This is a genomic window from Thermococcus sp., assembly GCF_026988555.1.
Classification (GTDB): Archaea; Methanobacteriota_B; Thermococci; order Thermococcales; family Thermococcaceae; genus Thermococcus.
Map to the genome: position 1 here is coordinate 1 of NZ_JALSLB010000021.1, position 21,426 is coordinate 21,426.

The 21,426-nt window shown below is 54.0% G+C and carries 21 protein-coding genes, 1 other RNA gene and 2 pseudogenes; 16 read left to right on the forward strand and 8 right to left on the reverse strand.

The annotated features are described in order from the left end of the window. The 8 genes and pseudogenes from MVK60_RS02475 to MVK60_RS02510 form a co-directional block, all read left to right on the forward strand. Nucleotides 1-695 (forward strand): annotated as a pseudogene (locus tag MVK60_RS02475) (hypothetical protein); the annotation flags it as partial. A gap of 189 nt (nt 696-884) precedes the next feature. Next, nucleotides 885-1,934 carry an ABC transporter permease gene (locus MVK60_RS02480; RefSeq protein ID WP_297436122.1) on the forward strand — a complete coding sequence of 350 codons (1,050 nt, stop codon included), beginning with the start codon at nt 885-887 and terminating at the stop codon, nt 1,932-1,934. 11 nt (nt 1,935-1,945) lie between these two features. Further along, nucleotides 1,946-3,385 carry an ABC transporter permease gene (locus tag MVK60_RS02485; RefSeq protein WP_297436125.1) on the forward strand — a complete coding sequence of 480 codons (1,440 nt, stop codon included), beginning with the start codon at nt 1,946-1,948 and terminating at the stop codon, nt 3,383-3,385. A gap of 10 nt (nt 3,386-3,395) precedes the next feature. After that, nucleotides 3,396-4,355, forward strand: coding sequence for an ABC transporter ATP-binding protein (locus MVK60_RS02490; RefSeq protein WP_297436127.1), 960 nt, complete (start codon nt 3,396-3,398; stop codon nt 4,353-4,355). Nucleotides 4,356-4,365: 10 nt separating this feature from the next. Then, nucleotides 4,366-5,373 (forward strand): ABC transporter ATP-binding protein, encoded by a 1,008-nt coding sequence (locus MVK60_RS02495; RefSeq protein ID WP_297436129.1) that lies wholly within the window; start codon nt 4,366-4,368, stop codon nt 5,371-5,373. A gap of 36 nt (nt 5,374-5,409) precedes the next feature. After that, nucleotides 5,410-5,901: a hypothetical protein gene (locus MVK60_RS02500; protein ID WP_297436132.1), complete on the forward strand. Its 492-nt coding sequence runs from the start codon at nt 5,410-5,412 to the stop codon at nt 5,899-5,901. Beyond that, a complete protein-coding gene (locus tag MVK60_RS02505; protein ID WP_297436134.1) occupies nt 5,898-6,662 on the forward strand; it encodes an NAD+ synthase in 765 nt (254 codons plus the stop codon). Before MVK60_RS02500 ends, MVK60_RS02505 begins: the two co-directional genes overlap by 4 nt. 9 nt (nt 6,663-6,671) lie before the next feature. Continuing rightward, nucleotides 6,672-7,550, forward strand: a complete 879-nt coding sequence (locus MVK60_RS02510; RefSeq protein ID WP_297436136.1) for an EamA family transporter — start codon at nt 6,672-6,674, stop codon at nt 7,548-7,550. Here the strand turns inward: MVK60_RS02510 and glnA are convergent. Continuing rightward, the gene (glnA, locus tag MVK60_RS02515) at nt 7,547-8,872 is read right to left on the reverse strand and encodes a type I glutamate--ammonia ligase (RefSeq protein ID WP_297436138.1); all 1,326 of its coding nucleotides are present in this window, start codon (nt 8,870-8,872) and stop codon (nt 7,547-7,549) included. The two genes, MVK60_RS02510 and glnA, sit on opposite strands and share 4 nt — an antisense overlap. Nucleotides 8,873-9,091: 219 nt before the next feature. Between glnA and MVK60_RS02520 the strand changes: the two genes are divergently transcribed. The 4 genes from MVK60_RS02520 to rnpB all read left to right on the forward strand — a co-directional run bounded on the left by MVK60_RS02520 (nt 9,092) and on the right by rnpB (nt 11,854). Further along, nucleotides 9,092-9,499, forward strand: coding sequence for a DUF61 family protein (locus MVK60_RS02520; protein ID WP_297436141.1), 408 nt, complete (start codon nt 9,092-9,094; stop codon nt 9,497-9,499). A 6-nt stretch (nt 9,500-9,505) separates the two neighbouring features. Further along, nucleotides 9,506-9,778, forward strand: coding sequence for a hypothetical protein (locus MVK60_RS02525; RefSeq protein WP_297436143.1), 273 nt, complete (start codon nt 9,506-9,508; stop codon nt 9,776-9,778). Between the two features lie 42 nt (nt 9,779-9,820). Further along, a complete protein-coding gene (locus MVK60_RS02530) occupies nt 9,821-11,455 on the forward strand; it encodes a hypothetical protein (protein WP_297436145.1) in 1,635 nt (544 codons plus the stop codon). 78 nt (nt 11,456-11,533) lie between these two features. Next, nucleotides 11,534-11,854, forward strand: an RNA gene (rnpB, locus tag MVK60_RS02535) — RNase P RNA component. 1 nt (nt 11,855) lies between these two features. Here rnpB and MVK60_RS02540 read toward each other — a convergent pair. From MVK60_RS02540 to priL, 3 genes are read right to left on the reverse strand one after another with little or no spacing between them, the layout of a single operon-like run. Next, nucleotides 11,856-12,701: an EamA family transporter gene (locus tag MVK60_RS02540; protein WP_297436147.1), complete on the reverse strand. Its 846-nt coding sequence runs from the start codon at nt 12,699-12,701 to the stop codon at nt 11,856-11,858. 3 nt (nt 12,702-12,704) lie between these two features. Then, a complete protein-coding gene (gene priS / locus MVK60_RS02545) occupies nt 12,705-13,739 on the reverse strand; it encodes a DNA primase catalytic subunit PriS (RefSeq protein WP_297436149.1) in 1,035 nt (344 codons plus the stop codon). After that, complete coding sequence (gene priL, locus MVK60_RS02550; RefSeq protein ID WP_297436151.1) at nt 13,732-14,940, reverse strand: DNA primase large subunit PriL; 1,209 nt, start codon at nt 14,938-14,940, stop codon at nt 13,732-13,734. Before priL ends, priS begins: the two co-directional genes overlap by 8 nt. Nucleotides 14,941-15,072: 132 nt before the next feature. Here priL and MVK60_RS02555 point away from each other — a divergent pair, with 132 nt between their 5' ends. From MVK60_RS02555 to MVK60_RS02565, 3 genes are all read left to right on the forward strand, one after another. Further along, on the forward strand, nt 15,073-15,822 hold the full coding sequence (locus MVK60_RS02555; RefSeq protein ID WP_297436152.1) for an ATPase domain-containing protein: 750 nt from the start codon (nt 15,073-15,075) through the stop codon (nt 15,820-15,822). 63 nt (nt 15,823-15,885) lie between these two features. Beyond that, nucleotides 15,886-17,052, forward strand: coding sequence for a hypothetical protein (locus MVK60_RS02560; RefSeq protein ID WP_297436154.1), 1,167 nt, complete (start codon nt 15,886-15,888; stop codon nt 17,050-17,052). Continuing rightward, nucleotides 17,034-18,164 (forward strand): tripartite tricarboxylate transporter permease, encoded by a 1,131-nt coding sequence (locus tag MVK60_RS02565; RefSeq protein WP_297436156.1) that lies wholly within the window; start codon nt 17,034-17,036, stop codon nt 18,162-18,164. The genes MVK60_RS02560 and MVK60_RS02565 overlap by 19 nt, the downstream gene beginning before the upstream one ends. Before the next feature lie 21 nt (nt 18,165-18,185). Here the strand turns inward: MVK60_RS02565 and MVK60_RS02570 are convergent, their stop codons facing one another. Then, the gene (locus MVK60_RS02570) at nt 18,186-18,494 is read right to left on the reverse strand and encodes a DUF5748 family protein (protein ID WP_297436158.1); all 309 of its coding nucleotides are present in this window, start codon (nt 18,492-18,494) and stop codon (nt 18,186-18,188) included. Nucleotides 18,495-18,595: 101 nt separating this feature from the next. On the opposite strand from MVK60_RS02570, the gene MVK60_RS02575 reads away from it, so the two are divergent. Beyond that, a complete protein-coding gene (locus MVK60_RS02575; protein ID WP_297436163.1) occupies nt 18,596-19,786 on the forward strand; it encodes a class I SAM-dependent rRNA methyltransferase in 1,191 nt (396 codons plus the stop codon). Between the two features lie 71 nt (nt 19,787-19,857). Here the strand turns inward: MVK60_RS02575 and MVK60_RS02580 are convergent, their stop codons facing one another. The 3 genes and pseudogenes from MVK60_RS02580 to MVK60_RS02585 all read right to left on the reverse strand — a co-directional run. Continuing rightward, nucleotides 19,858-20,601 (reverse strand): RlmF-related methyltransferase, encoded by a 744-nt coding sequence (locus MVK60_RS02580; RefSeq protein ID WP_297436160.1) that lies wholly within the window; start codon nt 20,599-20,601, stop codon nt 19,858-19,860. 29 nt (nt 20,602-20,630) lie between these two features. Further along, the gene (locus tag MVK60_RS11220) at nt 20,631-20,702 is read right to left on the reverse strand and encodes a hypothetical protein (protein ID WP_367270817.1); all 72 of its coding nucleotides are present in this window, start codon (nt 20,700-20,702) and stop codon (nt 20,631-20,633) included. A gap of 127 nt (nt 20,703-20,829) precedes the next feature. Beyond that, a pseudogene (locus tag MVK60_RS02585) lies at nt 20,830-21,375 on the reverse strand (serpin family protein); the annotation flags it as partial. Nucleotides 21,376-21,426 lie beyond the last annotated feature (51 nt).

The window sequence follows — 21,426 nt, forward strand, 5'->3', positions numbered from 1 at the left end:
GGAACATGTACACTGAGGGTTGGGTTGCAAGCGCCTACGCCCTCTACCCGACCAGTAGCGTCATCCAGTACGATGTCTGGTACGCCCCGGGTGTCGTTGGCTGGACTTACACGCCGGAGACTACCGTTGCGGACCTCCTCAAGCAGGTTGGTAACGGTAATGTGAACGCCGGCGCTCAGAAGCTTGGCCTCAAGTACTACACCGGTAACAAGCTCCAGGCGATCCTCAACTGGACCAACACCCAGGTTGGCCCGCTCATGTACAACAACAAGCTCACGTACAACAACAAGACCTATTCAGTAACAACTGAGGATCAGTTCTGGGACCTCTACAAGCTCGGTGAAGGCATGCTCATGATGGACGCCCTCCGTGTCTTCACCGTCGAGCAGTGGAACTTCTTTGAGGTCAGCAAGTCCGTTAACGTCGGGATAGCCGACCCGCTGACGGGTCTCGCCTCGACCATGGCCATCAGGTCACTCAGCAAGGCCCAGCCCACCCCGACCAGCAGCTCTCCAACCAGCAGCTCACCGAGCAGCAGCACTCCAACCAGCAGCTCACCGAGCCCCACACAGACCAGCTCACCGAGCAGCAGCACTCCAACCAGCAGTGGAGGAAGCAACACCACGACCTACGTTATCGTGGGTCTGGTGATAATCGCCATAATAGGTGCCGCCTGGTACTACATGAAGAAATGATCCTTTCCCTTTTTCTTATGATTTTTATTGCCTTCTCTTCAGATGCCTCCGAAGCTTCTTTTTGAACTAAACGCGTCATTCTACCAAATGTGTACATCTGTGCACTTTTGGGGGAAAACTATATAAAACTTTTACACGATTGAAAACCTTAGCGGATACTGAAATCAATAACATACGGGAGGTCTGATTATGGGATTCGGAAAGTATCTCGCGTACAGGCTGTTCAATGCAGCGTTGATTTTGTTTTTTGTTGTACTGCTGACATCAACCCTCTTCGTTAAGCTGGCGGACGTTACGCTGCAGTCTCAGATTCAAGAGACTGTTCAGGCGGAATGGAACGCGTACGCCCAACACCACCCAGGTGGACATGTTAATCAGAGCGAGTTCATAAAGCAGAGAACTGAGTACTGGACGGATTATTATGGTTTGAACAAACCCTACAGAACGAGGGTTTGGCAGACCACGATTAAAACGCTGACGTTTAATTTTGGTCAGACCAGGCAGACGATTTTCGGTACAAGGGACACCACTCAGATCATCAAGATAGCCCTTCCAAGGACGATCCTTCTGTTCACCACGGCTCAAATAATCGTTATCCTCTTGGGAATCCTCCTCGGTGTTAAGAGCGCCCAGAACCCTGGAAGTGCGGTGGACAGAACGATATCCGTCCTGGCAATGGTCACGGCGAGCCTCCCGATGTGGTGGGTGGGGATGATCATGATCCTCGTATTCGCATTTAAACTGGGGTGGTTCCCGGTCAACTCCTTCCCTGACCCAACCCTTACTGGGCTGGCTCACATTAAGGACGTTATGTGGAGGATGGTGCTCCCGGTTACCACCATAGTCATAGTCCTCTTCGGAGGATGGGCCTGGACAACCAGGAACATCATGATAGGAACCATGCAGGAAGACTTCATCATGGCAGCGAGGGCTAAGGGTGTTCCTGAGAGAAAAGTCATCTACGGACACGCGCTCCGCGCGGCGGCGCCACCGATAGTCACCATGACCATCTTCAGCCTCCTCGGTTCCCTCGGTGGAGCCATCATCACCGAGGCCGTCTTTAACTGGCCGGGCATGGGCAGGCTGTACTGGATAGCCCTCCAGCAGAACGAGACAACGCTCATAGTCGGTCTCACCTACATATTCACCCTGCTGTATCTGACGGCAATGATACTGGCCGACCTGACCTACGCCTTCCTCGACCCGCGTGTTAAGGTCGGTGCATCAGCCAGCATGTGAGGTGACGTGAAATGAGATGGGTTGACATGAAGGATAGCCTCAAGAACTTTTGGAACGATTTCCGGAGGGAGAAGTCCGGAATGTTCGGACTGTTCCTCCTTATCCTCCTCCTGTTTACCGCAATCGCCGCCCCATTCCTTACGAGCCCGGACATACCTCAGAAGTGGAAGACGTACTGGCTGGAGAACCCGCAGAACGCGCCCCCGGCCTGGAGCAACTACTTCTCCTCTACCACCAAGGCGCCCCACGTCATCTATACCTACCACAACCTCCACATAACCAAGAGCAAGGACCAGTTCGGGGACACTGTTTACAGCTTCGAGATCCCGTACAAGTATAGTTATCAGGTGCCGGTTAAGGATATCGACATATTCAAACTTGCGTCCAACGCTTCGTCTCCTCTGGACGCCCCGCATATATCCATTGCCCTTAGACGGCCCGACAACCGTGTCGTTCCGTTGCTGGACGAGACCGTTTCCTCAAACGCCACCATCCAGCTCTCCACCAACACCCAGGTTAGAAGGAACGTCCTGAACTGGCTCAAGCAGAACAAGGTTCAGATTGACCCCACCCTTGAGTTCCAGCTTCTTGCAACAATGGATACGATGAAGTTCCTGTTCTCCCAAATACAGCCCAACATCCAGAACATGATGGACAACCCCAAGCCACTCCACGGTACGTACACGCTCCTGGTCAACGTAACCGCGAAGCCCGGAATCTCGGTGGACTTCAGCAACATCGAGGTCGTCTTCATGGGCAGGACCTACGGCGTTATGGGAACTGACGACCGCGGTAGGGACATCTGGACGGGACTCATCTGGGGAAGCAGAGTCTCACTGACCATCGGTATCGCCGTGGCGGTGCTCAGCGTTCTCATAGGAATCTTCTACGGGGTTACAAGCGCTTACCTTGGTGGCTGGAAGGACGAGTTCCTGCAGAGGATCAACGAGTTCGTGGCTTCGATCCCAACGCTGCCGATACTCATCCTCCTCGGTGTTTACTTTGGAGGACACATCATGCTCTGGCAGCTCGTGCTGTTGCTGGTGACATTTGGGTGGGTTGGCATAGCAAAGGTTGCGAGGAGTATGGCCCTGCAGATCAAGGAGCAAACGTACGTTGAGGCCGCGAGGGCACTAGGTGCCGGAACCGGCAGGATAGTTTTCAAGCACATGGTACCGCAGCTCCTGCCGTACGCCTTTGCCCAGATAGCCCTTGGTGTTCCGGGGGCCATCCTGGCTGAGGCCTCTCTGAGCTTCCTGGGTCTCGGTGATCCGAGCAAGATCACGTGGGGTCAGATGCTCAACGAGGCGCAGCGTGCCGGTGCCGCGGTCAATGGATACTGGTGGGAGGTTATCCCGCCCGGACTGGCGATTACCCTGGTGGGTCTAACGTTCGTCCTCATCGGTGTGGCCCTTGACAAGGTCCTCAACCCGAGGCTCAGGAGAATGTGAGGTGGTAGAGATGAGCAAGAACGTGCTTGAAGTAAAGAACCTCAAGATGTATTACTTCACGAACAAAGGTGTCGTCAAAGCGGTGGACGATCTCAGTTTCACCCTGAAGAAGGGTGAGGTGCTGGGACTTGCCGGTGAGAGTGGGTGCGGCAAGTCCTCCCTTGGTTTTACTTTAATGGGGATGCCGACCCCACCAGGAAAGATAGTGGACGGTAGCATAAAGATAGATGGCAGGGAAGTCGTTGGCTTGCCAGAGGACGTGCTCAGGAAGGAGGTACGCTGGCAGAAGATCTCGATGATATTCCAGGGTGCGATGAACGCCCTCAACCCGGTGTACACCGTTGGTTACCAGATGATAGAGCCTCTCCTCTACCTGAAGGGCATGGAGAGGGACGACGCGCTCGACAGGGCCCAGAAGTACCTTGAGCTCGTTGGTCTTCCGGGGGACATAGTCTACCGTTATCCACACGAACTCTCAGGAGGAATGAAGCAGCGCGTCATCATAGCAACCGCCCTCCTCCTTGAGCCGGACGTGGTTATTGCAGACGAGCCGACAACCGCCCTTGACGTTGTCGTTCAGGCGCAGATCATCAACCTCATGAAGAAACTGAAGAAGGAGCTCGGCCTGTCGATGATATTCATCACCCACGACCTCAGCATCCTCGCGGAGATCAGCGACCGTGTTGCCATCATGTACGCCGGTAAACTCGTTGAGATAGGCGACAGCGAGAAGATATACTACGAACCGGCTCACCCGTACACCCAGAAACTGCTAGCGGCAATACCAAGGCTTCACGAGGATGTTGAGAGGCTGGAGTTCATACCGGGACAGCCACCCAACCTCATCAACCCGCCCAAGGGATGCCGCTTCCACCCAAGGTGCCCGTACGCAATGCAGGTTTGTAAGGAGCAGATACCCGAGCTGAAGGAAGTTGATAAAGACCACTACGCTGCATGCTGGTTGCTGTGAGGTGTGAGAAATGGCCGAGCCGGTACTCAAAGTTGAAAATCTCAAGAAGTACTTCCCGATCAAAAGGGGACTCGTGTCCTCACTCAAGGGAGAACCTCAGAGATCCGTAAGGGCCGTCGATGGTATAACCTTCGAAGTCGGAAAGCAGGAAGTCTTTGCGCTGGTAGGCGAAAGCGGCTGTGGAAAGTCCACCACTGGGAAGCTCATAGTCAAGCTACTGCAGCCGACCGAGGGCAGCATCTACCTTGAGGGAAATGACGTTACCAACGTCAGAACCAAGGAGGAGATCTTGGCGTACAGGAGAAAGGTTCAGATTATATTCCAGGACCCGTTCAGTTCAATGAACCCACGCTTCAGGGTCTTTGATATTCTGGAGGAACCCCTCCTCATTCACGGTATAGGCGAAACCAGGGCGGAACGTGAGGAGCTAATTTATAAGGTCCTTGAGACGGTTAAGATAACCCCACCCGAAGACTACATCGGCAGATTCCCCCACATGCTCTCCGGTGGTCAGAGGCAGCGTGTCGCTATAGCCAGGGCCCTAATCCTGAACCCAACTTTTATAGTTGCGGACGAGCCCGTCTCGATGCTTGACGTTTCGATCCGTGCTGAGGTCCTTGAACTGATGAAGGAGCTCAAGGAGAAGATGGGCGTCACCTACCTCTACATCACCCACGACATGTCCACGGCAAGGTACTTCGCCGACTGGATGGCCGTCATGTACCTCGGAAGGATCGTGGAGATGGGTCCAGCTAAGAGGGTCATTGACAACCCGTTGCACCCGTACACCAGGGCACTCCTGGCTGCGGTTCCGGAGCCCAAGCCTGAGAGGAGGAACATAATAAAGGAACTCCCGATCAGGGGTGAGGTTCCAAACGCCGCCAACATACCGCCCGGATGCCGCTTCCACCCGAGGTGCATATTCGCTCAGAAGGGCCTCTGTGACGTCGAACATCCGAAGCTCGTTGAGTACGAGCACAATCACTGGGCGGAGTGCCACCTCGTGGGTAAGTACTGACCTTGCTTTTTTCAATTTTGATTCTTGGTGATAAAAATGACGAGTTTTAAGGAAGCCCTTTCAAACGTGTACATTCGGCTGGGTCTTGTTCTCCTACTCCTATCTCTGGTTCTGGCGGTGGTGTCCCTGAGAACCTCCCCCTACTCTTTCCAGTCAAGTGGATACTTGGAGCAGGGTCGGGGGGTCCAGCTCCTTGGGAACCAAAGTGCATCGCACACGGTGAGCACCAGAACCCTGGTTCTCTCTGGTAACGGGACGCTGGTCGTGATCGCCGCCGGGACGAATAAGACGTACTCCCTTAACGGAACCTCTATTACCCTTCATCCGAGCGACACGCCTATACTGTCCGTGGTTCAGGGCAGGATCTCCTACTGCTACGAGGAGGAGGGCATCGAGTACCACTATCTCAACCTGGCCGTCGTTGCGTTCGTTATCATGCTTCTAGGGAGCATGTTCTCAATATACGGATTTACCCACGTTATGTCGGACCTTAAGAGGGAGCGAGAAAAAAGGAGGCGCGGGTCATGAGGAAGCTGGATGTTGAAGCCGTGGTGGAAACTGGGAAAGACTTTCTCAGGAACAGTGTTGCTGGAGCAGGTGCCGATGGGGTCGTTGTGGGCGTAAGCGGAGGGATTGATAGTGCTACGGCAGCTTACCTCGCCGTTAGGGCCCTCGGAAAGGAGCGGGTGCTTGGGGTCATAATGCCCTACTACGAGAACAGAGACGTGGACGACGCAAGGTTGGTGTGTGAGAGCCTGGGTATCGACTACCGCATCATCGGGGTTAAACCACTCGTTGATGCTGTGGTGGCCCAGCTCGACTTCCAGCCGGACAGACGCTCCTTGGGCAACATAATGGCGAGGGTTCGGATGGTTCTGCTGTACGCTCACGCCAACGCTATGAACCGCCTCGTCCTTGGAACGAGCAACAGGAGTGAGGTTCTGACGGGGTACTTCACGAAGTGGGGGGATGGGGCGAGTGACGTAGCTCCCCTTATAAACCTCTACAAAACCGAGGTCTGGGAGGTTGCGGAGTTCCTTGGGGTCCCGAAGAGGATAATCGAGAAGAAGCCGACCGCGGGTCTCTGGGAGGGGCAGACTGACGAGGATGAGCTTGGCATAAGCTACCGCCTTTTGGATGAGATTCTGTGGCGCCTCATTGACCTGAAAATGTCAAGGGATAGGATAGCCGAGGAGCTCGGAGTTCCAATTGAGAGGGTTGAATACGTTGAAAGCCTCGTGAGAAGGAGCGAGCACAAGCGCCGCCTTCCACCCGGTCCGAAGTTCTGAGGTGAGCGAATGAAACGTGGCTACTTTTCCGTTTTTCTTGCTGCGTCTATGTGGGGGACCCTTGGAATCTTTGCCACGTACATCTACCGTTACGGCGTTGACTCGTTTACGATGGTCTTCTGGCGCGTTCTCTTTGCCCTGATAATACTGGGCACATACATCTCCGTTTTCCTCCGTGAGAATCCTTTCACCAGCGAACGGCTCTGGTTCTACGCTATTTACGGTTTTGTTGGGGTGTTCATGTTCTACACCCTCTACTTCTACACCGTCAAGATATCCTCCGTTGGCTTTGCCGTGCTCCTCGTTTACACAGCGCCCGCTTTTTCGGTTCTCCTCGGAAAGGTGGTTTTTGGTGAGCCCCTATCCCCCGAGAAGGTGATTGCCCTCGTACTGGTGCTCGTGGGTATCGTCCTTGTCGCGGGCAACGTTAACCTAGCCTCGGCTAGCACCCTTGCCCTCGTAACGGGGATCGGGACGGGCCTCACCTACGCGGTTTACGGTATCCTTGCAAAGTTCGGGGTCCGAAACGAAAAGCCGGAGCGGGTCCTGTTCATGACCCTGTTCTTTGGCCTCCTGTTTCTGGCGCCCTTCTCGAAGTTCTCGGTCCCACGGGGTGCCCTGCCGTACCTGCTTGGTCTGGCTTTCTTCCCAACGTTCCTTGGGTACGTTCTCTACAACTATGCACTTCGGGAGGTAGAGGTGAGCCGGGCCAGTATAATCGCGACGGTTGAACCGGTTGTGGCCATAGTCTTGGCTTACGTCCTGTTCCGGGAGACTCTTAGCTACGTCCAGCTCGGCGGGGCCGTTCTCATAGTCGGGGGCTCGGTTTTGGTTCATCTGACCGGAAAAGAAAGTCCTGAGGAAGAAGTCATCGAGGAGGTTCACTAAATGTAAAAGTACCTCCCGAGCTCCCACTCTGTCACCTTTTTGGTGTCCTCGGGCACGTTCTCGGAGCGCAGGTATTCGAGGTACCCAGCCCATTCCCGCTCTTTGTGCTCAACGAACCTATCGTATGCGCCGGCCAGAGCGTCCTTGATAACACTGTCCTTCTTGAGCTCTTCAATGGCCTCCCCAAGACTTGAGGGCAGGGTTGTAATTCCAAGAGTCCTCTGCTTTTCATCGGACATCTCGTAGACGTTCTCCTCAACGTATCCTGCCGGATCGATCTTCCTCTTTACACCATCGAGACCCGCCGCTATGACCGCGGCAAAAGCGAGGTACGGGTTTGCACTTGGGTCGGGGCATCTGTACTCTATCCTGGCCCCCCTGCCCCAGAACGCTGGCACCCTTATCATAGCACTTCTGTTTCTGTAACCCCAGCTTGTGTAGACTGGTGCCTCGTAACCGGGAACGAGCCTCTTGTAACTGTTCACAGTGGGGTTCGTGATTGCCACAAGGGCCCTTGCGTGCTTGAGGATCCCCCCCATGAAGTACAGGGCCTTCTCGCTCAGCCCATCTTCCCCAGTGAAGACATTCTCATCCCCGCTCCAAAGGCTTATGTGCAGGTGCATACCGTTTCCAGGAAATCCATAGAGTGGTTTTGGCATGAATGTCGCGTACAGGCCGTGCATCTCGGCAACGGCTCGGACTATGTACTTAAAGCTCACCACATTGTCCGCCGTTCTTAGCGCCTCATCGTACCTGAAGTCTATCTCATGCTGGGCGTTCCCAACCTCATGGTGAAGGACCTCGGGGATCAGACCGAAGGAGGTCATATAAGCGGCTATCTCCCTCCGTACCTCCCTGCTCTTATCAAGTGTCACGAGGTCGAAGTAACCGCCGCTGTCGGGTATCTGCAGTTCCCACGACCCGTTCTTCCTGAAGAGGTAGAACTCGGGTTCAGGGCCGATGTGCGCTCTAAATCCCTCATGCTCGAGCTTCTCTAATGCGCTACGGAGCACCCCCCTCGGATCCGCCGAGTACGGCTTTTCGTCCTTGTAGATATAACCGTACACCCTCGCAATGCCCTCCCAGGGGACTTCAGCGTAGGTGGAGGGATCCGCCTTAAAAACCAGGTCACTGTCTTCTATACCCTGGAAACCTGGTATCGACGACCCATCAAAGGCTATACCGGTCTTCACGGCTTCATCGTATCTTCCCGCCGGTATCTCCATACCCTTGGGAACCCCGTTTATGTCCACGAAGACGAGCTGAACGAACTTGGGTTTCATCTCCTTCATGGGGCTTCCAACGCTTTTAATTATGTTCATTTTTATACCTCCATTTTAGATAAATGTTCTATTTATTCAGCTATTAATGGACATGTTTTCTAATATAATTCTTTTGGCTATATTTTTGTCAAATTGACGGAACGCCCTTTCCAGTGTCGTCTTGTGTCTTAATAATGTTTAAATAATGGACTTGAACGACTGTTTTTTACATTTTTATGGTAACACAAGTTTTTTCCGGTCTGGTCATTAGGTGTTACCATGCGGAGGGCAGAGGACATACTCAACCGTGAATTTGCCAGAATAAACGTTCATCTACCGCGGGTCAGACCCACTCTTAGAGCCCTCCTAGAAACTGTCGATCCGAAGGTTGTCTTAAGGGACGGCAGCGAGCATCACTTCAAGAGGTCGGAACTGGAGTTTATAGCATCCCTGCTGGGTGGGGAAGGGCTTGACGCACTCCGGATTCCGATAGTACTGGAGATAAGCTCCACCTACAGGGGTTACTTCCGCGTTCGGGGGAGGGTTGAAGTTGAGGTCATTGACAGGATCCTCGGTAACTACGATATCCTCGAGGATAAAACCGAGGAATTTTACCCTCGTTACCTCCTCCCGCGCATCAGGCGCCTGCTTCCAACAACGACCACTTACGCGTTCATACCGGAGTGATGGGAAATGGGAGAAGAAGGAAGAGTGTTAAGGGACTATCTCATCTTCACGGTTCCTCAGGTTACGGTTTTTGCCGGGGCGGTTTTGGGGATCCTCATGGCAGTTGGCGTCAAACTAAACACCGCGCTTGGCATCTTTTCCGGGCTTTACGGTGGTATGCTGCTGATACTGGCTCTGATAATACGACCGCATGTTTCGGGACTTCGCCTCTACAGGCTGGTGATCGCTTTTTCGGTAGGTCTGGTTCTGATGGGGGTTCTAGTGCTTATGGGTGGGTAGTTTTATAACGGAAAATACCCAAACTACAAATGGTGGGAACTAATGAGGCGGCGGGCAGTCAGGATGCTCCTGGTCTTGATACTCATGATTTCAGTGATCCCTCTTGTCTCCGGCCAGTATCTAACCTTCACAACCCCAGACTCGATTAGGGTGGTTAAGGGTGATTACAGCACAGGTACCCTCAGTCTGACGAACGCTGGAGGTCTGAGTTTTAAAATAGTCAGTTATCAGGATTTCTGGGTTGAGGACTCGAACGGTGATATCGTCCCTGGGTTCACCCTCATCGTAAACCCGAGGATACTCACGGCGTGGGCCTCTCACAAGACATATACCATAAGCTATAACATAAGCGCCCCCGGTACGATTCCGGGCGGCACGTACGTTCTTCACATGAAGTTCTGGGCGTTTACCAACGACAACACGATGTACGTCGTTAACGCCAGAGTGCCCGTTAGGGTGATTGCTGGGGCTTTGCAGTTTGGGATTGCCCAGTCCTACATCAAAGAGAGGCCGGGTTCCCCGTACGTTCTCAACGGGGAGACCATCGTGGTGTTCTCCCACGTGGTTAATCGGGGACATCACAACGTCAGTGTGACCGCTTCGGTGACTTTTGGGGCCGCGGGGACTCTGTACTTCAAGGACGTTGGGAATCTTACGATGGTTCCGGGTGACAACGTGGTCAGATTCTCCGTTCCTATAGGTTACAATGTCCCCCCCGGTGTCTACACCCTTAACTACACCCTCTCCTATCCGGACGGTTCCTATACTTACTCTCGGAACTTTGAGGTGAAGCTCGGAGTCAGCATGGTCGCGGTCTCTCTGAAATCCACCCGGGTTAAAGTTGGTCAGGGGAACACCGCGTATCTCACGCTTCTCTCTGAGAGGGATATTACCCTGAACATGACGGTTACGGCGTACAAGGGGTCAACACCCGTACGTAGGGAATCTCGTTCGGTGGTCGTTCATGGGGGGACGGATGTTATCAGCGTCTCACTTCCCACCGGGATCCCCGGCAACATAACTTCGGAGATCCTGCTGTCCTATGCCGGGAGGTGCGTGGGTTCCAAAAACGTCTCTTACACCGTCCTTGCCCCCCTGATCCTCAGCAATCTGAGCTATGTGGCGAAGACCTCGGGAGAGGTAGTGTTCACGCTCAGGATCCTAAACCCCAACGAGGTGCCGATTGACGGAACCATCGTTTACGAGGTCTACAGTGGGGGCGACATCATCTCAAAGGATTCAGTTGGGGCCAACTTCGTCCCGGGGTCAACATCAACGAAGGTTACCCTAAAGCTGCCCATGGGGAAGGAGCTCTCCTACGAGTTTAGTCTGATCTCTCTGGGAGAAGCCAGCACCAGAAAGGGCTCCCTCTACCTACAGCCTCCAACCCCAACCACCACTTCGTCCTTGCCGTCTACGTCCTCCACTCCAACCTTGGCCTCAAACTCCACTGCGGTGTCGTCCGGGAAGGGGAGCGGAAGTTCCACAATGCTACTCGTTATACTGGTGGTCCTTATACTGGTGGGGATAGGGGTGGCGTTCTACTACTCCTCCAGTGACGGGGATGTGAAGAGACGGAGACGGCCAAAACCAAAGCGCCGCTCTCCACTGGGCAGGTTCAAGCCTCCGAAGGCACCTAGGTTCAGGGAGAACCGGGAGCTCCCCAAGAAAAAGTGAACCTTTTCGTGTAACGCGTTTTCAATTTCCATGTTCATTCCAAACCTTTTTATTTCTCCCTTCCCAGACCATTTACGGGCGAGGGAGTCGGGGGCTCTCGGGGCACTCCCGAGGAAGTTCCGCCCACCGCACCGGGGCCGCGGTGCCGCGAGGCACCTCCCGAGAGGGAGGGCAACGGCGCAGAAACGACACGTCCCGGCGGGTATGGGAATGAAAGCGGCGAAGGGACCGGCGACGGTGCCCGAGCTAACCCGCAGACGACCCGTCGGGGAGCGGTGAAACGGCCGTCCCGCGGGGTGCAAGGCCGAGGGAGGGGCTATGAAGTCCCGGTGCGAGCCCCGTGGTAGGCCGCTCAGTCGAATGCCCCTGAATACAGAAGGCGGGCTATGGCTCCCTCGCTTCATCTTCTCAGAACATCGAGTGCCGAGGCCAAGAGTATCAGAGCACCGCCGATCGCGGTATTTATACCCGGCACCTCACCGAAGATGAGAAACGCGTAAAAGACTGCGCTCATGGGGTCGAGATAGCTGAGCAATGCGGCTTCGTTCACCTCCACCTCTTTCAGACCCTCCATATAGAGGAACAGTGCCAGTGAGGTATGGACCACAACGAGGATCAAAATTGCCCACCACACCGGCGCCCCGATTCCTCCGACCTTCATCAACGGTGCCAGAACCAGCGAGGCTATAACCAGCTGAAGGAGCGTTAGGATCTTTCCATCAACTTCCCTGAGGAACCTGCCGAAGTTTGGGATGAGTGAGTAGAAGAATGCGGCCACCAGTGCAAGCATCACCCCCAGAAATGCCCTGTTCCTCAGGTCTACCCTCTGTCCGCTTATTATCATGACTAGCCCCAGAAACGCCAGGCCTATAAGCCCCCACCTTTCCGCGCTTACCCGCTCTCCCATAAAGCGCCAGGAGATCAGCGTCGCTATAATAGGTGCCGTGTAGTAAACCAGGACCGCGTTTGCTATTGTTGTGTAGTTGAATGCCGTGAACAGGAACGCCCAGTTGAGAGCGAGAGAAAGCCCAAGGCCAAGGAGCGGCCTCCACTTTCTCCTGAGCAGTTTGGGTATGAGTGAGAGGTCTTCCCTGGCAGAGGTGGCGACGACCGCCGCTAGGATGAGGGTCCCAATTGAAACCCTCGCAAAGGCAACTCCTATTCCAGACAGACCGGAGAACCGGCCGAAGATACCCACACTACCCCATATCAACATTGAAACCGCTATTTTAAGCCTTCCTCTCATCCGTTACCCCTCATGTTCCTCAAACCATTCTTCGTAGGCCTCCTTTACCTCCTCACGTCTGAACTTTGGAACCGCGCTCTCAAATGGGTCGAACCTCTCCAGGCTCCTCTCGTTCTTCCCTATGTACGTGGTCACGAAGCTGACCTTCGAGTGCAGGCTTGAAGGAACACGCAGAATCCTCTTAACATCAACGGTGACCCTGCCGTCGAAGTACGCCTTTGAGAACGTGCTCGACAGTGCAAAAAGCCGGATTAGACTTTTGTATCCTACCCCCTCAGGAAAAGCTGCCAGCAACCCTTTTCTAACGAATTTCTCGTATATATCTTCCCTACTCTCAAGCAGATTCCTTATCCGGGATTTGTTAAGCCCTATACTCCCCAGATGGTTTTCGTTGATTCTTCTGATGAGGTAGCCAAAGCGGAGGCGGAAGACCCGGAAATATCCGCTGGAGAGCATTATCCTCCTGCTCCTGATGTCCTCGTAGGTGACCTCATCCGCGGCGCTTACGTACGACAGAATCTTCTCCCGGGATTTTCCGTCCAGTCCCAGCGCCCATTCGTCCAGCACCCGTATGTGGTACCCCCTTCCGGAGTACACGACGTGAACGTTTTCAAACCCGAAATCCTCCTTCAGAACGATCAGTGTATCCTTGGCAAGCTCTTTCGCGTCCTCAAGGCATATCGGGCAGACCGTTCCATGCTCGTGAATGTTCTGGCACCTCCTCAGCGGCAGGTCTTTGGCATCTATGTCAAAAACTAGCTCCGCACCAAGCCATCCCTCCATCCTTCTAGGTTCCTCGTACAGGGCAACGCTGGAGTACATCGCATACGGGGCCGTTGCTCTCACGTAGTCTTCAAGGTCCCTGGGGTCACTGAAGACGTTCTTCCTATCACTGGGACCTTTGCCGGTATGGTCGAATCCGAATTCCCTGTGTTCCAGCGTTTTTAAGAGGAACTTCGGGAGCTTTTTTATGCTCCATTCCCTGCTGTAGTATCTTCTCCTTTCCGCGGGGGTAGCCTCCCGGAAGAGTTTACCCATTCCCCTCACCCCTGTTCTCCCCCGCTGTCTTCCTGGTCCTACCCTCGAAGTAGAGCATTCTCAGGTAATAAGTCAGCGGGTTCTTGATGTGCCGGCAGTTCCTGTCTGGATTGCAGAGGGAGGGGGCGTTCGCCCGTACCTTGTCGCAATTGGGGGGGAAATACCACGGTGAGTTCCCGCTGTCCTCAAGGCTTGGTTTGTCCGTCAGTCCAAAGCCCAAATGGTACCAGATGTTCTTGATCTCATGGGGCTGGTCCTCAAAAAGTGGTGGGGTGCACCTGTTTCCAGCCTCCACTATCAGTGGGATGACCTCCCTTTCCAGCACGTTTAAATCCTGGACGCAGTCCCTAACGCGAACGTCCCTCCTCGGGGGGTTCGGGCAGATCCTCGCGTAGCTCAGAAAGGAGGTTAGGAGCACGGTTATCGCGTAGTTCCTGAGGCCCGCCGGCACGCCACCCATTGCTTTCTTTATACACGGCGGGAAAAACTCAAATCTCAAAGGAGCCGCCTCTGCACTTCCGTACCTCTCCAGCCGTTCCTTAAAGACTTCCCTTGCCAGAGCGTTCAGCTTTTCGTGTAGCTTGGTGTAGTATCCGGGGAGCTCGTCCTTTATCTCGTAGAGCACACTAACCGCCCGTTCGATATTGTGCTCGAAGGCCCTCTCCCAGAGTTTGAGGATGTTTCCCTTTGTAACGTAAGCGTAGCCGTTCCTCACGTAAATCTCCTTCAGGCTCCCCTCCCATAACTCCAGGAAATTTGAGAGATGCAGCTTGTACTTAAGCCTGAGTTCTTCCTTCTGCTCGGGCCCCAGGTTTCCTTCTCCCCTCCTTTCTAGGATGAATGCGTCCTTTGGGGGTATCTCATTTTTATCGGTGGTCTTGAGGGGTATCGATAGTTCCGCGAGGTTCTGGTTCCGTTTTATCCTCTCCTCGTATATTCTCATGTTGGCATCCTTTACCAGCTCTCCCTCCAGGCCGTACGGTGAAAACACAAGGGCACCCAGTAGAGCATAAAACGTCATTAGGTCCATCAGATCGTCCATCTCGAAAACGTCGTCTGGCATCTCTCCTGACCTGAGCCATGAAACCCTCCTGAGGGCGCGATCGGGGGCAACGTATGAGGGTATTCTCTCCAGCACCGCCTCTATTCCACCCAGCTCCTTAACGAGCTCCCGTGCCCTGCTTCCAAATGGGTCTAGCATATCCTCACCGCATTCAGTAGGTACGGATAGCATAAAACTCTTGTGCATCCCAAAACTTTTATATCCCTTTTAACACAGAAAGTATATTAGGGAGCGGTGACAATCTTCAATCGGCACCAGAGGGTGATCACGATGATTGAAAAATATGAAGTTGAGCGCGTGAGGAGTGGCATTCCTGGTTTCGATGAGCTGATAGAGGGCGGATTTCCGACGGGTACAACCGTCCTCGTAACTGGTCCAACGGGCAGTGGAAAGACGACGTTTGGTGTTCAATTCGTGTATAAGGGTGCAGAGGAACATGATGAGCACGGTGTTATAGTAACACTCGAGGAGCGTGCCCAGGATCTCCGGCGTGAAATGAAGACGTTTGGATGGGATCTTGAGCGCTACGAACGTGAGGGCAAGATAGCTATAATCGATGGTGTCAGTGCGGTTGTTGGCCTGCCCTCCGAGGAGCAGTTCGTCCTGGAGGGCAACCTAAACCCCGAGGATTTTCTGAGGTACGTCTATCGGGTTGTCAAATCGATAGATGCAAAAAGGCTCGTTATAGACTCCATCCCCTCGATTGCGTTCCGCTTGAGGGAGGAGAGGGACATCCGTAAAGTGTTGCTTCAGCTCAACACTATCCTCCTCGAGATGGGGGTAACGTCGATCCTTACCACTGAAGCGCCGGACCCCCTGCAGGGTAGAATAAGCAGGTACGGCGTTGAGGAATATATCTCCAGGGGCGTGGTTCTCTTGGACTTCATAGAGAAGGACGTGGAGCTCAAACGCTACCTGCTGATAAGGAAGATGCGTGAGACGAGGCACTCAATGAAAAAGTTCCCGTTTGAGATAACCTCAGAGGGCATCACGGTCTACCCAAGCGGTGAGGTGTACTGAGGGCCGTGGTTTCTATCCACTTTTAATAGTAATCCTTTTAAAGGTTAAGGCATACTTCTATTCATGCCACCAGTTGGAACATGGCGCGTGTACGTGGCGGTGGGTGCGGCCCTCATACTGCTCCTCATGATGGTTATTGCCAATTCCAGTGAGAGTTATGACACTTTTACAGGTCTCTGCATAAGGTCTTCCGGTTCATTCTCCCTCCTGACGGACGGAAATCGGACCCTGGCGGTTTACACCCATCTGTCACCTGGAACGGTCTACCGTGTGGAGGGTGTGATGCGAAGGTCCAAATCCGGCTGGGCCATGAACCCGGTCAAAGTCGTCAGAACCTCTCCCATCTTTCCCCTTGAAAATATCAGGGCCGCGTACTGGCCTTCAAGGGGCTGTTATCTTCTGACACCTGAGAAAATTCGACTTGGGTGGTGTCTCCATGCGGAGAAAGGGGAGATCCTGCAGCTCAGGGGGCTCCTGTATGGAAACCGCTTTTACGTTGTAGGGTTCACGTCCGAAGGATTTCCCCAGAGGCCCAGAGACGGAATGCCCTGGATGGTTGATGGGGTGGTTCTTTCCTCCGGGAGGAGGACGGTCCTCTGGAATGGGAGTGAAGAGATCGTACTGTACCTCCCCTACGGTACCCGTTTAACTCCGGGAACGCGCGTCAGGGTTGTGGGGATCACTAGGTTCTACTCCAGACTCTCCCTTCTGGTCGACTCAAAACACGATGTTGAAGTTACGGGGAGGTCCCGGGAGGTCCCCATGAGTACGGCGGAGGTTGGTGACATCGCCACGGGTACGTGCACGGTGACGTCGGCTGGCAGGGCGCTGGGTCTGAACTGCACTTCCCTACCCCTCTACGGGTTCAGTGCGAAATCTGGGGACGTTGTGAAGATAGAGGCTCTAAAACGCCGCTCTTCTCTGCTGTGCATTAACTGTCGCTTGGTTAGGAGCAGGGAGACCCTACCAAACGGTATATGCGATTTTGAGCCGGGGGACTTTGCAAAAATACAGGGTAGAATAAATTGGGTGAGGGTCTACAGAAACGGCTTTGGACTGGCCAACGTCACCAAAGGCAACTGCTGGGTGCTGCTCAAGTTGCGAAAGTCCCTGGGTGCTCACCTCTCAGCCAACGAAACCCTTACGGCATACGGAACGTTCACCACTTACAGGGGACTTAGGGCCTTTGAGGTTCAGTCGGGGGATGATCTGTGCTCTGGGAACTGCTGATGGGAATTCTTGCGGGAACCCTCAGCGGCATTACCCCAGGAATCCACGTTAACACCCTAGCCGCGTTCCTCTCCACCATGAACGTTTCGAACGATCTTCTTCTGTTTTCGATGGGGCTCGTTCACACGTTCCTGGATGCGGTACCGTCGGTTTTCCTTGGAGTTCCCGATGAGGGTACGGCCCTCGGTGTTCTCCCAGCTCACAGGCTCGTTTTAAGGGGAAGGGCCATGGAGGTTATCAGAATGTCTCTGTGGGCAAGTTCCTTGGCTCTGGTCTTTTCTCTGCCCCTCCTTCCAGTTTATCTCCCCCTAGCACACATCTACACCCCGGAGCTGGGGCGGCTGTTGGTGGTTCTACTTGCATTCGTGCTGGTGCTGACAGAGAAGGGTGTTAAAAGGCTCTATGCTGTCTTTGTCTTTCTGCTATCGGGTCTGCTTGGAATCCTGACCTTCAGGTTACCCCTGAGTCAGCCCTACTATCACCTCTTCACAGGTCTCTTCGGCGTTCCCGTGCTGATTGGAGCCTTGAACTCAAGGGGCCCACTCACCAACGATGAAGACTCTTCGATCAGGATGGGACACACGAGGTTTCTGGGCCTCTCCCTTGTGGGGACCGCGCTTGGGATGATGGCCTCGCTGATCCCTGCTTTTACGGCGTCCCAGGCGGCGCTCATCGGTTCGCTCATGTCGCGGGACGAGCGATCCTTCCTTACCATAGTCTTCTCGGTCAACACCTCAAACTTCTTGTTCTCCTTCGTAAACTTCGTGGAAACTGGAAGGGTTAGAAACGGCATCGTGGCCCTGATGGGCCCGCTCGGTGTTGGGTCCCTTAAACTATACTTACTGGCAGCCCTGTTCATTGCGATGGTGGTCCTCCTGTACGGCGAACCCCTTGCATCCGAGATCTTAAAGCTGATAAGCAGGCTTCCCTACCGATGGATGAACCGATCCATCCTGCTGTTCCTTATCGTGCTGTCCTTCCTGTTTGACGGCCCCTCTGGAATCATGGTGCTGGTGGGGGCGTCGCTCGTGGGTCTCCTGGCCGTAAGTCTCGGTGTCAAACGAACGAACTGCATGGGAGTTCTAATGCTTTCGGTGATCCTCATCAGCTGAAACAAGAATAAGGGGGATAGATCAGGGGCTTTTCTCCTTTATAATCCTCTGAAACTCCGGGTAGTCCGTGACGATCCTCTTCCCGTCAAGGGTCTCAAAGTACGCCTTCTTCACCCTGATCCTTTTTGCGTCTGTGTACTTCATCTCGGGCGGGTCGTAAGATCCGGGTTCCACAACTTCATCTTCTATTACGTAGGTTTCGAGGTCTGGCTGACCCAAGTATTTCCAGACCTCGTAGAATACCTCCGGATTCAGGTGAATCTCCCCTTCAATCTCTGTCCAATCTGCCCCGATGTCTTCCAGAAACTCTTTCACCACCTCAAAGTGCATAGAACCACCCGCAATACTTTACGACTTCGAGGGTTATATACCTATCGCACCTGACGGCCAACCTTTTAAACCCCTTTTTCCTAACCGCCCCGGTGGTGAGGATGGCCGAGGTAACTGTTGACGCCCAGGCCGCGAGGGCGATAGGCAAGGGCGCGATGATAGTGTTCAGAAAGGGTGTTGTGAGAGTTGAGGGTGATGTAAAACCAGGCGATGTGGTTGAGGTCTACACCAGGGGTGGCAAGTTCCTCGGAAAGGGCTTCGTCAACCCGAACTCCAACATCATGATAAGGTTGGTAACTACGAACCGGGACACCGTGGTGAACAGAGGACTCTTCCGCGAGAGAATCAGGAGGGCCAACGAGTACAGGAAGAAGGTCCTCGGATACAATAAAGCCTACAGAATGGTCTACGGTGAAGCTGATTATCTGCCGGGCTTGATCGTCGACCGCTTCAATGAGATAGCCTCCCTTCAAATCTCAAGCGTAGGGATGGAGAAGTTCAAGCTCGACCTTGCGGAGGCAATAATGGAGGTCGAGCCGGAAATCGAGACGGTCTTCGAGAAAAACACCGGGCGCTCAAGGAGGAGGGAGGGTTTGCCCGAGATAGAGCGCGTTCTCCTCGGCAAGGAGAAGTACAGGACGATAATCAAGGAAGGAAAGGCGAGGTTCATCGTTGATATGCGCGGCCAGAAGACCGGCTTCTTCCTCGACCAGAGGGAGAACAGGATAGCTCTTGAGAAGTACGTCAGGCCCGGGATGAGGGTTCTCGATGTCTTCACCTACACCGGTGGATTTGCGATACACGCCGCCGTCGCTGGCGCCGACGAGGTTGTCTCCGTCGATAAGTCCCCCTGGGCAATCAATATGGTGAAGGAGAACGCCAGGCTCAACGGCGTTGAAGAGAGGATGAAGTACGTCGTTGGCTCGGCCTTCCCTGTGATGGAGGAGATGATAAAGAGGGGCGAGAAGTTCGACGTTGTAATCCTCGACCCGCCGGCCTTCGTTCAGCACGAGAAGGACCTGAAAAGGGGTCTTAGGGCGTATTTCAACGTGAACTACGCGGGTTTACAGCTGGTGAAGGAGGGGGGAATACTCGTCACGGCATCGTGCTCCCAGCACGTTGACATGGGGGCCTTCAAGGACATGGTGATAGCGGCCGCGGCAAAGGCGGGCAAGTTCCTCAGGCTCCTTGAGCCCTACAGGACGCAGGCCCCGGACCACCCGATACTGATGGCTTCGAAGGACACGGAGTACCTCAAGGCGCTCTTCCTCTATGTTGAGGATATGAAATGAGTTTGAGGGACGATGAGGAGAAAGCACCTCCACTGAACCCGGCAAGATGATGAGAAAACGGGTCCGAGTCCCTACACATCCAGTATCAAACTGTGCCTCCATCGTGTTCCAGCTTTAAAGCGGATGTCCCTCACGGAGTAGCCCAGCTCTTCTCCCTTTTCCGTTATGGCATCTATCAAAGGCTTTTTGTCCGGAAGAAAGAGGGCTGCCTTTCCCCGGGGCTTCAGGTATTCCAGAGCCTCCTCGATGAGCCTCACCGAGAAGGCCTCTCCGTGCTCGCCTCCTCCAACGCCTTCCATCTCAGTCAGAACTCCCTTCGTCGGCCTCCCGTAATATGGCGGGGCGGAAAAGATGACGTCGAACCTCTCCCCCTCTGGGATAACGCCATGGATTATCCCTCCATTGCTCTTTATCAGCTTAACCTTCGCCCTGTTTCTCTCTATGTTGCCCTTTGCGTACTCGAAGAACTCCTCGTCAAGCTCCGTCGCTATAACGTCGCAGTTGAAGAGCCTCTCTGCCATTAGCGCCATCATGGCGGTGTGCCCGGTTCCGATCTCAAGAACCCCCTCGCCGCCGCGGAGGAAGGTTTTCAGAAAGATGTATCGCGAGACGGGGGTTGTCACGAGCCCGCGCGGGTGGTAATCTATATCGAGGCCAAAGATGGCCTTCGCTACCGCCCTGTTGTAGAGTATTCTGGCGTTTCTGTTCGAGAAGTCAAGCCTTCCCCTCTCGTCGAGGTATTTCTCCAGCTCCGGCAAGAGCTCAACCGCTTCCCTCACCGGCAGTCCGAGTTTCCCGTCCTTCCATGTGGGCATGAAAAGAGTTGGGATGGGGGCTTAAAAGCTCAACCCTTTTGATTTTCGAGCCGTCCGATGAAGAGTATTAGCCCCGTCTTCCTGTCGATGATGAAGAACACAAAGGGGTGATCTGCCTTGAAGACCTTGTACTCCGGATTTTGTTCTTGGTGCGGCCGCTGCAGTCATAACAACCGCCGTTGCAGCGGCCGCTTCCGTGCCGTTCTCTGCGACGCATGCCTTCTTCATGCCCATACCCATCAGGATGCCTTTGAGGAGGTACCTCCTCTCAAACCTGAACTTCAGAAGGGTGAGCTTTACGCTCTCTTCTTTCATGCCCTTGACTACATCATCCACGAACCTGGGGGTGGGTTTTTCTTCGATTTCATTTAATCTGCCCCTTTCCGGGAGGATAATCACCATATTCAGCTTCCCGTCTTCGTAGGGAATCTCAATAGCCTGGAAGTGTTCCCCCTCTATGTACCTGAAGCGCCCCTTCTGGTGCATCATCGGGGTGGTAACCGTTCCGTTGGGGGTGTAGAAGGTCCCGTTCTTTGTGTTTTGCGGCTCGAACCTCCTCGACCAGTTGGCTTTGAAGTAACTCGCGTTGGTTATAACGAGCCTTGTGAGGTGGCTTAGACCTGAGACAGGTTCTCTGATCTTTTCAGCGGTCTGCTCCTCAACCCACCGGTTTATCCGGTTCTCAGCGCCCCTTGGGTTGTTTTTGAAGTCTACCTCCGCCAACGCGCTCATGTAGAATCTCTTCAGGATGGAGATGTAAGCCTCTTTCCGGATGCGACGACTATGAAGATGACCAGGATCGCCAGTACGTAGCTCATTCGGTTC

Coding starts and splice junctions, on each gene's coding strand:
- MVK60_RS02510 (WP_297436136.1), top strand. CDS start 6,672: ATGAAACGTGGCTACTTTTCCGTTTTTCTTGCTGCGTCTATGTGGGGG.
- MVK60_RS02520 (WP_297436141.1), top strand. CDS start 9,092: ATGCGGAGGGCAGAGGACATACTCAACCGTGAATTTGCCAGAATAAAC.
- MVK60_RS02485 (WP_297436125.1), top strand. CDS start 1,946: ATGAGATGGGTTGACATGAAGGATAGCCTCAAGAACTTTTGGAACGAT.
- MVK60_RS02570 (WP_297436158.1), bottom strand. CDS start 18,494: ATGCACTTTGAGGTGGTGAAAGAGTTTCTGGAAGACATCGGGGCAGAT.
- MVK60_RS02530 (WP_297436145.1), top strand. CDS start 9,821: ATGAGGCGGCGGGCAGTCAGGATGCTCCTGGTCTTGATACTCATGATT.
- glnA (WP_297436138.1), bottom strand. CDS start 8,872: ATGAACATAATTAAAAGCGTTGGAAGCCCCATGAAGGAGATGAAACCC.
- MVK60_RS02500 (WP_297436132.1), top strand. CDS start 5,410: ATGACGAGTTTTAAGGAAGCCCTTTCAAACGTGTACATTCGGCTGGGT.
- MVK60_RS02480 (WP_297436122.1), top strand. CDS start 885: ATGGGATTCGGAAAGTATCTCGCGTACAGGCTGTTCAATGCAGCGTTG.
- priL (WP_297436151.1), bottom strand. CDS start 14,940: ATGCTAGACCCATTTGGAAGCAGGGCACGGGAGCTCGTTAAGGAGCTG.
- MVK60_RS02525 (WP_297436143.1), top strand. CDS start 9,506: ATGGGAGAAGAAGGAAGAGTGTTAAGGGACTATCTCATCTTCACGGTT.
- MVK60_RS02580 (WP_297436160.1), bottom strand. CDS start 20,601: ATGCCCACATGGAAGGACGGGAAACTCGGACTGCCGGTGAGGGAAGCG.
- MVK60_RS02575 (WP_297436163.1), top strand. CDS start 18,596: ATGGCCGAGGTAACTGTTGACGCCCAGGCCGCGAGGGCGATAGGCAAG.
- MVK60_RS02505 (WP_297436134.1), top strand. CDS start 5,898: ATGAGGAAGCTGGATGTTGAAGCCGTGGTGGAAACTGGGAAAGACTTT.
- MVK60_RS02490 (WP_297436127.1), top strand. CDS start 3,396: ATGAGCAAGAACGTGCTTGAAGTAAAGAACCTCAAGATGTATTACTTC.
- MVK60_RS02555 (WP_297436152.1), top strand. CDS start 15,073: ATGATTGAAAAATATGAAGTTGAGCGCGTGAGGAGTGGCATTCCTGGT.
- MVK60_RS02495 (WP_297436129.1), top strand. CDS start 4,366: ATGGCCGAGCCGGTACTCAAAGTTGAAAATCTCAAGAAGTACTTCCCG.
- MVK60_RS02560 (WP_297436154.1), top strand. CDS start 15,886: ATGCCACCAGTTGGAACATGGCGCGTGTACGTGGCGGTGGGTGCGGCC.
- MVK60_RS02540 (WP_297436147.1), bottom strand. CDS start 12,701: ATGAGAGGAAGGCTTAAAATAGCGGTTTCAATGTTGATATGGGGTAGT.
- priS (WP_297436149.1), bottom strand. CDS start 13,739: ATGGGTAAACTCTTCCGGGAGGCTACCCCCGCGGAAAGGAGAAGATAC.